Source organism: Ponticoccus litoralis (genome assembly GCF_039769985.1).
GTDB lineage: Bacteria > Pseudomonadota > Alphaproteobacteria > Rhodobacterales > Rhodobacteraceae > Ponticoccus > Ponticoccus litoralis.
In genome coordinates this window covers 1,548,017-1,560,304 of record NZ_JBDNCH010000002.1, presented here as the reverse complement: position 1 = coordinate 1,560,304, position 12,288 = coordinate 1,548,017, and the positions used below count along the sequence as shown (strand labels likewise).

At 66.1% G+C, this 12,288-nt stretch carries 11 protein-coding genes and 6 pseudogenes; 15 read left to right on the top strand and 2 right to left on the bottom strand.

Features of this window, described 5'->3' with window-relative positions:
* The first annotated feature begins 15 nt into the window (after positions 1-15).
* From ABFB10_RS24050 to ABFB10_RS08705, 15 genes and pseudogenes are all read left to right on the top strand, one after another.
* Positions 16-1,486 (top strand): annotated as a pseudogene (locus ABFB10_RS24050) (MORN repeat-containing protein).
* Between the two features lie 190 nt (positions 1,487-1,676).
* Positions 1,677-1,784 (top strand): annotated as a pseudogene (locus ABFB10_RS08770) (integrase); the annotation flags it as partial.
* A gap of 222 nt (positions 1,785-2,006) precedes the next feature.
* Positions 2,007-2,096: a K(+)-transporting ATPase subunit F gene (kdpF, locus tag ABFB10_RS08765; protein WP_347166217.1), complete on the top strand. Its 90-nt coding sequence runs from the start codon at positions 2,007-2,009 to the stop codon at positions 2,094-2,096.
* 10 nt (positions 2,097-2,106) lie between these two features.
* Positions 2,107-4,120, top strand: a pseudogene (gene kdpB / locus ABFB10_RS08760) (potassium-transporting ATPase subunit KdpB).
* Between the two features lie 99 nt (positions 4,121-4,219).
* Entirely contained in the window at positions 4,220-4,570 is a 351-nt protein-coding gene (locus ABFB10_RS08755) for a potassium-transporting ATPase subunit KdpA (RefSeq protein WP_347166216.1), read from the top strand.
* A gap of 7 nt (positions 4,571-4,577) precedes the next feature.
* Positions 4,578-5,399 carry a potassium-transporting ATPase subunit KdpA gene (locus ABFB10_RS08750; RefSeq protein WP_347166215.1) on the top strand — a complete coding sequence of 274 codons (822 nt, stop codon included), beginning with the start codon at positions 4,578-4,580 and terminating at the stop codon, positions 5,397-5,399.
* A gap of 43 nt (positions 5,400-5,442) precedes the next feature.
* Entirely contained in the window at positions 5,443-5,679 is a 237-nt protein-coding gene (locus tag ABFB10_RS08745) for a potassium-transporting ATPase subunit KdpA (protein ID WP_347166214.1), read from the top strand.
* Positions 5,680-5,686: 7 nt separating this feature from the next.
* Complete coding sequence (locus ABFB10_RS08740; protein ID WP_347167979.1) at positions 5,687-5,884, top strand: potassium-transporting ATPase subunit KdpA; 198 nt, start codon at positions 5,687-5,689, stop codon at positions 5,882-5,884.
* A gap of 24 nt (positions 5,885-5,908) precedes the next feature.
* Positions 5,909-6,478 (top strand): potassium-transporting ATPase subunit C, encoded by a 570-nt coding sequence (locus ABFB10_RS08735; protein ID WP_347166213.1) that lies wholly within the window; start codon positions 5,909-5,911, stop codon positions 6,476-6,478.
* A 17-nt stretch (positions 6,479-6,495) separates the two neighbouring features.
* Positions 6,496-7,167, top strand: a pseudogene (locus ABFB10_RS08730) (histidine kinase); the annotation flags it as partial.
* Positions 7,168-7,603: 436 nt separating this feature from the next.
* A pseudogene (locus ABFB10_RS08725) lies at positions 7,604-7,936 on the top strand (DUF4118 domain-containing protein); the annotation flags it as partial.
* 207 nt (positions 7,937-8,143) lie between these two features.
* Positions 8,144-8,530 (top strand): hypothetical protein, encoded by a 387-nt coding sequence (locus tag ABFB10_RS08720; RefSeq protein ID WP_347168080.1) that lies wholly within the window; start codon positions 8,144-8,146, stop codon positions 8,528-8,530.
* 14 nt (positions 8,531-8,544) lie between these two features.
* A pseudogene (locus ABFB10_RS08715) lies at positions 8,545-8,646 on the top strand (hypothetical protein); the annotation flags it as partial.
* 102 nt (positions 8,647-8,748) lie between these two features.
* Positions 8,749-9,153 (top strand): sensor histidine kinase, encoded by a 405-nt coding sequence (locus ABFB10_RS08710; protein ID WP_347167978.1) that lies wholly within the window; start codon positions 8,749-8,751, stop codon positions 9,151-9,153.
* Positions 9,150-9,860, top strand: a complete 711-nt coding sequence (locus ABFB10_RS08705; protein WP_347166212.1) for a response regulator — start codon at positions 9,150-9,152, stop codon at positions 9,858-9,860. The genes ABFB10_RS08710 and ABFB10_RS08705 overlap by 4 nt, the downstream gene beginning before the upstream one ends.
* Positions 9,861-9,982: 122 nt before the next feature.
* Here the strand turns inward: ABFB10_RS08705 and ABFB10_RS08700 are convergent, their stop codons facing one another.
* Together ABFB10_RS08700 and ABFB10_RS08695 are read right to left on the bottom strand one after the other, a co-directional pair.
* Positions 9,983-11,509 carry a cryptochrome/photolyase family protein gene (locus ABFB10_RS08700; RefSeq protein ID WP_347166211.1) on the bottom strand — a complete coding sequence of 509 codons (1,527 nt, stop codon included), beginning with the start codon at positions 11,507-11,509 and terminating at the stop codon, positions 9,983-9,985.
* A 43-nt stretch (positions 11,510-11,552) separates the two neighbouring features.
* Positions 11,553-12,218, bottom strand: coding sequence for an SDR family NAD(P)-dependent oxidoreductase (locus tag ABFB10_RS08695; protein ID WP_347166210.1), 666 nt, complete (start codon positions 12,216-12,218; stop codon positions 11,553-11,555).
* Positions 12,219-12,288 lie beyond the last annotated feature (70 nt).

The window sequence follows — 12,288 nt, the reverse complement described above, 5'->3', positions numbered from 1 at the left end:
GCGCGCGGCCAAGGTATGAAAACTCTTAGTCTTTTCACCCTGATCGCGGCGGTTTCGCTGAGCGCGGGCGCGCTTGCACAGGACGAGGGCGTCCAGACCAAGCAATATGACGACGGCGGCGTCTACGAGGGCACCTTCCAGGACGGGCTGCAGCATGGCACCGGCACCTACCGGCTGCCCAACGGCTACGAATACACCGGCGAATGGGTCGAGGGCGAGATCCGCGGCGAGGGTGTCGCGCGTTTCCCCAACGGGTCGGTCTACGAGGGCGCCTTCGCCAAGGGCAAGCCCGAGGGCATCGGCAAGATCGTCTTCGCCGACGGCGGCACCTACGAAGGGTCGTGGCTGGACGGCAAGATCACCGGGCAGGGCGTGGCGGTCTATGCCAACGGCGTCCGCTACGAGGGCTCTTTCCGCAACGCGCTGCACCACGGCAAGGGCGTGATGACCGCGCCCAACGGCTATGTCTACGACGGCCAGTGGGTGAACGGCGTCAAGGAAGGCATGGCGAAGATCGCCTACCCCGACGGTTCCGCCTACGAGGGCCGCGTCGCGGACGGCAAGCGCGACGGCACCGGCACGCTGACCATGGCGGACGGGCTGGTCTATCAGGGCGCCTGGCGCGCCGGGCAGATCGACGGCTCGGGCAAGCTGGTGCAGACCAACGGCGACACCTACGAGGGCGCGCTGGTGGACGAGCCGCCGCGAGGGGCAGGGCAAGGTCACCTACGAGAACGGCGACGTCTACGAGGGCGAGTTCAACAACGACCAGCGCCACGGCGAGGGCACCTTCATCGGGGCGGACGGCTACAGGTACGAAGGCACCTGGGTCACCGGCCAGATCGAGGGGCAGGGCAAGGTCACCTATCCCGACGGCTCTGTTTATCAGGGCGAACTCAGCGGCGACCTGGCCAATGGCAAGGGCAAGATCACCTACCCGGACGGCGCCACCTATGACGGCGACTGGGTCGATGGCGTGATTCAGGGCAGCGGCACGGCGACCTATCCCAACGGGCTGGTCTACGTGGGCGGCTTCGAGAATGCCCGCAACCACGGGCAGGGTGTGATGACCTTCCCCGACGGCTACCGCTACGAGGGCGCATGGCGCGACGGCCAGCGCCACGGCGAGGGCAAGGCCACCTATCCCGACGGCTCTGTCTATCAGGGCCAGTTCCGCGAGGGCCAGCGCCACGGCAAGGGCACGATCCTCATGGCCTCGGGCTTCACCTACACGGGTGACTGGGACAAGGGCGAGATCAATGGCGAGGGCATCGCCACCTACGCCAACGGCGACGTCTACGAGGGCAGCTTCGTGAACGGCAAGCGGCAGGGCGAGGGCACCATGCGCTACGCCACCGGAGAGCAGGCGAGCGGAGACTGGGTGCGCGGCGCGCTGACCTCTGACAGCGCGGTCCTGACCCCCGCGCCGGGCGCCGAGGGTGAGGCGCTGGAGGGGGAAGAACCGGAGGGTGCGGCGGATCAGTGAGGGGGTAGCGGTTTTGCGACTCTGTTCAACTCACAGAGCGCGCCACGCTTGTGCTTCTGCATAGTAGTGCGATTGCCCTGGCGCTGCAGAAGGTCCGCAGAGCGGGACAAAGTGTGAATTCGTCACGTACCGCGCGAATGACTGCCTGGCCTCTTTCTTGGCGCGGCTGGCTTTGCCATGGTCAGAACAGCGTGCAGTTCAGCTTTTGTCGGGTCAAACCAAGATGGATGATACAATGCGCACTTTGGGCGTTGAGCTTGAAGATGCACTCGTCATCGCCGAGGCTATCGAGATCTGACGGGACCCGGGTCGCCGTACAGCATCAGTGCGACCGGGCTTTTTAGTTCCCCTGACGCGAGCATTGGGCTGTTTGTCGCGCGAGGTGGTGAGAGAGCACCGGACCGGCTCACCCTCCGTCTTTATGCCTTTCTTATGTCGCGGCTGTAACTTCCGCATGGAGCCATTATGGGCTCCGGGCTCAAGTACAGGATGAAAATTCTGTATCTGGAGGGTCCAACAAATGGGCTTCGAACTCGTCCTCGGCGGCCTCATCGCCGTGGCGCTTCTTGTGTATCTTCTGGCCGTGCTGATGCGGCCCGAGCGGTTCTGAGGGGCGCATCATGGCACGACAACCGACACAATCCATTTTCGCGGTCGAACTCGTTGGCCCCGCGCTGCGGCAAAGCTTCGCGAAGCTTCATCCTCGTCTGCTTGTCCGCAACCCGGTGATGTTCACGACAGCAACCGTCGCGCTCCTCGCTACGGTGCTGCTTCTGCGAACTGCGGTCACCGGCGGCGCCTTCCTCTTCGAGATTCAGATCGTCTTCTGGCTCTGGCTCACGGTCCTCTTCGGCAACTTCGCCGAGGCGCTGGCCGAAGGGCGCGGCAAGGCGCAGGCGGCGGCACTTCGGTCTACGAAGGCTGAACTGAGAGGCAAGCGCGTCAAGGGCGACAGCTTAAAGAAAGTCCCTGCAAGCGAGTTGAGGAAGGACGACATCGTGCTTGTCGAGACAGGCGACCTGATCCCCGCCGATGGCGAGGTGATCGAGGGCGTAGCCTCCGTGAACGAGGCGGCGATCACGGGCGAGAGCGCCCCGGTGATCCGCGAAGCGGGCGGCGACCGGTCGGCCGTGACCGCGGGCACGCGTGTCATATCCGACTGGATCAAGGTCAAGGTGACGGTACGAGCCGGGTACGGGCTTCCTTGATCGGATGATCGCGCTCGTGGAGGGCGCAAGCCGGGCCAAGACACCGAACGAGATCGCGCTCACGGTCCTGCTGACCGGGCTCACGCTGATCTTTCTCGTCGCCGTCGGCACGCTGCCCGCGTTCGCCGCCTATGCCGGTGGATCGATCGCTGTCCCTGTTCTGATCGCGCTCTTCGTGGCGCTGATCCCCACGACAATCTCGGCGCTGCTGTCGGCCATCGGCATCGCGGGCATGGACCGGCTGATCCGCTTCAACGTGCTCGCGAAGTCGGGCCGCGCGGTGGAGGCCGCAGGCGACATCGACACGCTGCTTCTCGACAAGACCGGGACGATCACGCTTGGCGACCGGCAGGCTTCCGAGTTTCTGCCACTCTCGGGCATTCGCGATGCCGAACTCATCGAGGCGGCGCGGCTCTCGTCTCTTGGCGATGAGACGCCGGAGGGCCGTTCGATCATCGACCTTGCCGGACAGGGCGGAGCGGCCCCTGCTGGCGCGGAAGTGGTCGGGTTCACGGCCCAGACCCGGGTGAGCGGCCTTGATATTGGCGCCCGCAAGATCCGCAAAGGCGCGGTCGAGGCCGTCCTGAAGCTGCATTCCTTCGAGCCCGCAGCGGTGCGCGAGATGAAGTCGCTGACCGACAGGATCGCGCGGGCGGGCGGTACGCCCCTCGCGGTGGCAGACGGAACGCGCCTTCTGGGCGCGATCCACCTCAAGGACATCGTCAAATCCGGGATCAAGGAGCGCTTTGTCGAACTGCGGCGCATGGGCATCCGCACCGTGATGATCACCGGCGACAACCCCCTGACCGCGGCGGCTATCGCAGCCGAGGCGGGGGTGGACGATTTCCTCGCCGAGGCGACGCCCGAGGACAAGCTGGCGCTGATCCGGAAGGAACAGGCCGGCGGCAAGCTGGTGGCCATGTGCGGGGACGGCACGAACGACGCGCCCGCGCTGGCGCAGTCCGACGTTGGCGTCGCGATGAACACCGGCACGCAGGCCGCGCGCGAGGCCGGCAACATGGTCGACCTCGACAACAACCCCACGAAGCTCATCGAGATCGTGGGCATTGGCAAGCAGCTCCTGATGACGCGGGGCGCCCTCACCACGTTCTCGATCTCGAACGACGTGGCGAAGTATTTCGCGATCCTTCCGGCGATCTTCGTGGCGCTCTACCCGGGCCTCGGGGCCCTCAACGTCATGGGGCTCGCCAGCCCCGAGAGCGCGATCCTGTCGGCGCTGATCTTCAACGCGATCATCATTCCGCTTCTCGTGCCGCTGGCGCTGCGCGGCGTGACCTACCGACCGCAGAGCGCGGCGCGGCAGCTCATCCGGAACCTCGGCATCTACGGCGCGGGCGGCCTGATCGTGCCCTTCGTCGGGATCAAGCTGATCGACATGGCCGTCTCGGGCCTCGGCCTCGCCTGACAGGAGACACTCACATGATCTTTCTCACCTACGCACTCGGGATCCTCGTGTTCGCCGTCCTGATCGGCGCCGTGACACGGGCTTTCAAGGACTGACCCCATGGACCACATATCTGTCATTCTTTTCATCGTCGGCGGCACGGCGCTGCTGTCTCTGCCGCTCGGCGCCTATATGACATGGGCGATGGACCCCGCGCCCGGGCAGGCCAATCGCTGGACCGGACTGTTCCAGACCATCGGCGGCGCATCCGCCGACCAGGACTGGAAGCGCTATCTGGTCACGCTGCTCGTCTTCAACGCCATCATGTTCTCGGTGACCTTCGCAATCCTCGCGCTGCAGCAGTGGCTGCCGCTCAATCCCGACGAGCGGGGCGCGCTCGACCCGACGCTGGTCTTCAACACGTACCGCGTCCTTCACCACGAACACCAATCTGCAGCACTATTCCGGTGAGGTCTCGATGAGCTACCTCAGCCAGTTGGCAGGCCTGATGTGGCTGCAGTTCGTCTCGGCCGCGACCGGCATCGCCGCACTGGCGGCACTGGCGCGCGGGATCGCAGGACGGCCGGCACTGGGCAACTTCCTCGTGGACGTTCAGCGAGCGAGCTTTCTTGTGCTCCTTCCGGTGGCGATGGTGGTCGCGCTCCTGATGGTGCTCGGCGGCATGCCGATGACACTTCAGGGTTCCGCTGTAGCGACGACGGTCGAAGGGGCGATGCAGACCATCGCGCGCGGACCGGTCGCGGCCTTCCTGACCATCAAACAGCTTGGCACTAACGGTGGCGGCTTCTTCGGCCCCAACGCGACGCATCCGCTGGAAAACCCGACCTTCTGGACCAACGCGCTGGCGATGTTCTGCCTCATCATCATTCCGATGTCCTGCGTCTGGATGTTCTACCGCATCGTCGGGCGGATGCGGCACGCGACCGTGATCTTTTCGGTCATGGCGGTGTTCATCCTGGTGAAAATCACGGGCTCCGTCGCCTTCGAGAGCGCGCCGACGCCGGCCTTCTCCGAGCTTCCTGTGTCGGAAGCGACCGGCAACCTCGAGGGCAAGGAGCTGCGCTTCGGCGCGACGGGTGGACCGCTTTGGGCGGTGCTGACCACCGCCACCTCGAACGGCTCGGTTGGCGCGATGCACGACAGCCTCAACCCGCTCACCGGCCTGATGCCAATGGCGGGCATGTGGCTCAACGCCACCTTCGGCGGCGTCGGCGTCGGCATGATCAACATGTTCCTCTACATCGTCGTGGCGGTCTTCGTTGCAGGCATGATGGTCTAGCCGAACGCCTGAATATCTCGGCCACAAGATCGAGGCCAAGGAGGTGCGTTTCGCCGTCCTCGCGCTCTTCACCCACGCCGTCCTGATTCTAGGCGGCACGGCCCTGTTCGCGGCGACGTCGCTCGGTCAGGCGACCGTCCAGGATCCCGGCGCGCACGGGTTCTCGGAGATCCTCTATGAGTTCACGTCCGCCGCGGCCAACAACGGCTCGGGCTTCGAGGGGCTGGGCGACGGCACCGGACCCTGGAACATCGCCACGGGGATCGTGATGCTGCTCTAGCCGCTACCTGCCGATCATCCTGCCCTTCGCGATCGTCGGCAGCCTCATGGCCAAGCGGCGCGCGACCGAGAGCGCCGGCACGCTCGGCGTGGAGGACGCCACCTTCGGCACCATGCTGGGGCTGACCGTCGTCATCTGCGGCGCGCTCACCTTCCTCCCGGCAGCGGCCCTCGGTCCGCTCGCGGAACACTTCTCGCTGCCTTGAGCGGCTGAAACAGGAGACATGCTCATGTCAGACTTCATTTCCGGCCTGCGCGTCGCAGCTGCGACCATGGCCATCTGCGTGGCAGGTTACACCGCCCTCATCCTCGGGTTCGCGCAAGTCGTGACACCGGCCACCGCGAACGGATCACTCGTCTCCAACGCGGAAGGCGAGGTCGTCGGCAGTCGCCTGATTGCTCAGGCGTTCACGTCGCCGGAGTACTTCTGGCCCCGTCCCTCGGCCGTGGACTACGACGCAGCTGGCGCCGGTGGCTCGAACCTCTCTCCGGCGAACCCGGAGCTGACCGAACGGGCGGAGGCCCTGATCTCCGCCCATGGCGGCGCCACCGAGGAGCGGCCGATCCCGGCCGACCTCGTCACTGCGTCCGGTGCCGGACTCGACCCCCACATCTCGCTTGAGGGCGCTCTGTTCCAAGCCGAACGGGTCGCCACGGCGCGGGGGGCGCGGTCGGCGCCGTTGCCTCCATCATCCGGGACATGGCCTACGCGCCCGGCGCCTTCTTCACCGAAGGCCGCATCGTCAACGTCCTGGAACTCAACCTCGCACTCGACGCGGAACTGGCTGCCCCGGCGGTGACCGAATAAGGTGTTCCCATGACTGAAGAAACGCGCCCCTCCCCAGATGCATTGCTCCGTGAAGCGGAACGGGAGGGGCGTGGCACTCTGAAGATCTTTCTCGGCGCCGCACCCGGCGTCGGGAAAACCTACGAGATGCTGCTGGAAGGTGCCGAGAAGCGCACGGCGGGCAAGGACGTGGTCATCGGCATCGTCGAGACCCATGGGCGCAAGGAGACCGAAGCGCTCGTGGCGCCCCTGCCGGTCATCCCGCGCAAGGAGTTGGTCTACAAAGGCCAGACGCTCACCGAAATGGACATCGACGTGGTACTCGAGCGGCGTCCTGAGATTGTCCTGGTCGACGAACTCGCCCACACCAATGCCCCGGGCAGCCGTCATCCCAAGCGCTGGCAGGACATCAAGGAGCTGCTCGCCGCGGGCATCGACGTGATGACCACCGTGAACATCCAGCACGTCGAGAGCCTGAACGATGTGGTGGGTTCCTTCACCCATGTCCGCGTGCGCGAGACGGTGCCCGACAAGGTCTTCGAGAACGCCGAGATCGAATTGATCGACCTGCCGCCCGAGGACCTAATCGTCCGGCTTGAGGCGGGTAAGGTCTACATTCCCGACCAGGCCCGTCAGGCGCTCGACCACTTCTTCTCCAAAGGCAACCTGCTCGCACTCCGCGAACTCGCGTTGCGCCACGCGGCGCAATACGTCGACGCCCGGATCAAGGAACACCAGAGCGTCACCGGCAGAGAAGGCTATGGCGGCGGGCAGCGGGTTCTGGTGGCGATCTCCGAGGCAGCCGGCGGCGAGCAGGTCGTGCGCGCGGCGAAGCGGCTCGCGGATGCCCTCAAAGCACCGTTGATCGCGCTTTATGTCGAAACTCCGTCAGCCGCCCGGCTCAGCGATGCGGAGAAGACACAACTCGCCCGTACCCTGGCGCTGGCCTCGTCGCTCGACGCCACACTGCAGTCGGTCCCCGCGACTTCCGTGCAGGAAGCAATCCTCGCGCAGTGTCGCGAGACACGGGCGACGCAGCTGGTCATCGGCAGTTCGCGCCATGGTGGTCGTGGCTTCCCGCCGTTCCGGCGCTCGATCGTGAAGGACCTCATCGACAGGACCAGCGGCGTCGCCGTGCATGTCGTTCCGTTGGCCGAGGAGCGCCGGGGCAGTGACTGGCGGCGCTATCTTCCCGCGGCGCCGTTCACCGGTGATGGCGTGGCCCTCGGAGCTGTCGGCGTCACCACCCTCGTGCTGTTCTTCGCCCAAGGCTGGATCGAGCCGCGGCCCGATCGACATGCTCTACCTCGTTCCAGTGATCGCGAGCGCGAGCCTCTTCGGTTTCCGGTCGGGTCTCGTGGCGGCCGTCGCTGCCGGCATCGCCTACAACTTCTTCTTTCTGCCTCCCGTCTATACGTTCAACATCTACGGCCCGGCCAACGTCATCACAGCAATCCTGCTGGTCATCGTGGCCATCATAACCGGGCAACTTGCCGCGCAAGCGCGGGCGGCGGCGGGGCTTGCGATGCGGAGTGCTCGCGAGAACGCTTCGCTCGCCCGGTTCGCGACGCGGCTCGGTGCCGCATCCGATACCTCGGAGACAGCGCAGATCGTCTGCGATGAAGTCCGCTCGATCCTCGTCGTCCAGACGACGATCCTGCATGGATCGGAAAATGGCGTGAAGATCACCGCCTCCGGCCAGACGAAGCCCGAACTCAGCTCTGTAGACAGGGCGGCTGCAGAGTGGGCATTTGAGCACGGGGAGGCCGCAGGGCGTGGCACCAACACGCTCACCGCGAGCGACTGGCAATTCCGCCCGCTTAAGACCTCGCTCGGCACTCTGGCGGTCCTTGGGCTGCGCAGCCCCTCGGGCCGCGACGCCGTACCGACGAAGCGGGCGGCGCTTGCAGAGAGCCTGATCGACCAAGCTGCGCTTGCCCATGAGCGGCTCAAGCTCGAGACCGACATGCGGGAAATGGAGGTGGTGCGCCAGCGTGATAGCCTGCGCGCAGCACTGCTCGCGTCGCTTAGCCACGATCTCAGGACACCACTGACGGTACCGTAACGGCCGCGGTCGAGGCCTTGTCCTCCAGCGGCGAGGACGCCGAGCTCGTCGAGACGGTGCGCAGCGAGGCGCGTCGGCTGAACCGCTTCCTGTCGGACCTGCTCGACCTCACCCGGATCGAGGAAGGGGCGGTCACGCCCGATCTTCAGCCCATTGACCTGACCGACGCGATCACCTCGGCCATTGCCGACCTCGCCGCGCTGCTGGAGGGCCGCAAGGTGCAGACATCGATTGATCCGAACTTGCCGCTCGTCCGTGCGGATGCCGTGCTGCTGCACCATGCGATCCTGAACCTCATCAACAACGCGGTGAAGTATTCGCCCGAGGAAGAACCGATCGAGGTGGTCGCGCGCATGGGACGGCGCGGCCCGGTGATCGACGTGCTCGACCGTGGCCCCGGCATCCCGCAGGGCAGCGAGCAGCGCATCTTCGACCGTTTCGCGCGCGGCGAGACTTCCGACAGGACCGGCGGATCGGGGCTTGGCCTCGCCATCGTCAAGGGGTTCTCTCAAGCGATGGGGTTCAGCGTCGAGGCGGCGCGGCGGCAGCGTGGCGGTTCGCGGTTCACGATCCGAATCCCGCCCGAGGCAATCGTCCAAGTCTCGATGGAGGACATTGCATGAGCGACCACATCCTGATCGTAGACGACGAACTGCCGATCCGGCGTCTCCTGCGCGTGTCCACCGAGCGAAGCGGCTATACGGCCGAGGAAGCCGCGACCGCCGCAACGGCTCTTGCGGAGCTTCATCGGTCCAGACCGAGGCTCGTGCTCCTCGATCTCGGCCTGCCGGACCGAGACGGCCTCGAACTCATCGGCCCATTCCGCGACAAGGGTGTGCCGATCATCGTGCTCACCGCCCGCGAGGGCTCGAGCGAGAAAGTCGCGGCGCTCGATCTCGGGGCGGACGACTACGTCACGAAGCCTTTCGACAGCGAGGAACTCTTGGCACGCATCCGCTCCTGCCTGCGCCGCGCCGATCGCAGCGCCGGTGTCACGCGGCGGGTCAAGGCCGGCCCGGTCGAGATCGACCTCGATGCGCACAGCGTCCGGAAATCAGGCGCCGAGGTGAAGCTGACACCGAAAGAGTTTTCGCTGCTTGCAGAGCTGGCCGGTCATCCGGGCAAGGTGTTGACCCACACCCATCTGCTGCGTGAGGTCTGGGGCCCGGCCCATACCGATAACGTCGAGTATCTGCGAGTCACCGTTAGATCGCTGCGCAAGAAACTCGAGGACGCCCCTTCCAATCCAACGCTGATTCTGAATGAGCCGGGCGTCGGTTACCGCTTCTGCGAGCCGAGTTCACCCCGCAGCGGCGCGCATTCCTCTTGAAACGCCAATGAATTTCCTAACCACATCTTGAAGAGACGCCCTGAGAGCATCTTAGGAACGGGATGCCCCAGAAGCAGTCGTTCGCGCGTCTCGCAGCATTTGTCAACCGGACGCCGCCCCCCTCACACTCGCTCCCCCTTGGACAAGCGCGCCAGAAACGCCTCCGCCTCCGTCAGCACCCTCTCGCGGCGGTCGGCGTCCTTGCGGTCCCATGTGCGGTACATGTTGCCCATGCGGGGGTTCCCCTCGAACCGTTCGCGGTGGCGGTCGAGGAAGTGCCAGTAGAGCAGGTTGAAGGGGCAGGCGTCCTTGCCCGTCTTCGCCTTCACGTCGTAGGCGCAGTGTTTGCAGTAGTCCGACATCTTGTTGATGTAGTTGCCGGACGAGATGTAGGGCTTTGACGCGATCACACCGCCGTCGGCGAACTGGCTCATGCCCAGGGTGTTCGGCGCCTCGACCCATTCGAAGGCGTCGATATAGACCCGCAGGTACCAGTCGTGCACCTCTGCCGGGTTCACCCCCGCCAGCAGCGCGAAGTTCCCCGTCACCATCAGCCGCTGGATGTGGTGGGCATAGGCCTCGTCGCGCGTCTGCTCCACCGCCACGGACAGGCAGCGCATGTCGGTCGGCGCCCCCCAGTAGAGGGCGGGCAGCCCGCGCTGGTGGTTCAGCCCGTTGCGGCGCGGATAGTCGGGGCCTTCGTGAAAGTAGATCCCGCGCACGTATTCGCGCCAGCCGATGATCTGGCGGATGAAGCCCTCGACCGCGTTCAGGGGGGCGTGACCCTCGCGATAGGCCGCTTCGGCGGCGCGGCAGACCTCCATGGGGTTCAGAAGGCCGATGTTCATATAGGCGGAGATCCCGGCGTGATACAGGAAGCGGTTCCCGTCCAGCATGGCGTCCTGATAGTCGCCGAACGAGGGCAGGGCATGCGTGATGAAATGCGTCAGCGCCCGGCGCGCCTGCCCCGGTTCGGTGGCGAAGCTGAACGGGCGCGGGCTGCCGAAGCTTTTGCCAAAGCGCGCCTCGACCAGCGCCAGCACCTCTTCGGTGACGGCGTCGGGGGTGAATTGCATCGGGCCGGAGAAGGCCACGCCATCGGGCGGCGGCTTGCGGTTCTCGGCGTCGTAGTTCCATTCGCCGCCCTCGGGCTGGTCGCCGTCCATCAGAAAGCCCGTGGCGCGCCGCATCTCGCGGTAGAAATACTCCATCCGCAGGGCCTTGCGGCCCTTGGCCCAGGTCTCGAAGGTCTTGTGCGCGGCAAGGAAACGGTCGTCCTCCAGCTGCGTGACCTGCAGGGGGGCCTCGTTCAGCGCCTCGATCAGCCGCCATTCGCCGGGTTCTGTGGCGATCACCTCGGAGGCGCCGGTTTCCTCGGCGCGGCGCAGCAACTCGCCCGCGATGGAGCCGGAATTGCCGGTATCGTCCAGTTCCGTGTAGCGCAGATCCCACCCGGCCTCGCGCAGGCGGGCGGCGAACTTGCGCATGGCGGCGAAGATCAGGGCGATCTTCTTGGGGTGGTGCTGGACGTAGTCGGTTTCCTCGGCGACCTCGGCCATGACCACCACGTCGCTGTCCTTGTCCGCCCGTTTCAGCGCAGCGATCTCTTCGGTCAGCTGGTCGCCGAGGATCAGGATCAGGCGGGTCATCGGCGGCGCTCCGGCGTTGGGGACATGTAGCGAGGGCCCGGGCTCACCATGGGATTTCCTTGCCGGCGTAGTCGTAGAAGCGACCCGTATCGGCAGGGGTCAGGCCCTCGATCACCGCCAAAAGGCGGGCCGCGGCCTTGTCCGGCGGCACGGTCGGATGGCGCCCGGCGTATTTCGCGGTGAAGTCCGTGGCCACGGTGCCCGGGTGCAGGCAGACGCAGGCGAGGTGCCGGTGAGAGCGCGCCAGTTCGATGGCCGCGCCGTGCAGCAGCGCGTTCAGCCCGGCCTTGGCGGCCCGGTAACTGTACCAGCCGCCAAGGCGGTTGTCGCCGATGGATCCGACCCGCGCCGAGAGGGCGGCGAAGACCGCAGGCCGGTCGCGGGGCAAGAGCGGCAGGGCGTGTTTCAGCGCCAGCACCGGGCCGATGGCGTTCAGGGCGAATTGATCCGCCAGAGCCTTGGAGGACAGCGCCGACAGGGTCTTCTCCGGCTCGGCCCCGTCGATCACCAGCGCGCCGGTGGCGACGAAAATCAGGTCGAAGGGGCCTTGCAGTCCGCCGAGCGCCCTTTCGATGCTGGCCTCGTCGGTCATGTCCAGACGATCGCGGCTGCGCGACAGGCCGGTGACCGCGACGCCCCGGGCGCGCAGGGTCTCTGCGATGGCGGCGCCGATGCCGCCCGTTTCTCCGATGATCAGGGCCGTTTCCATGCGCCAGCCAGCTAGCGGCGCGCGGGAGTGGTTCAAGGCCTATTGGCATCGGGTTGCCGTCGAAGGGACG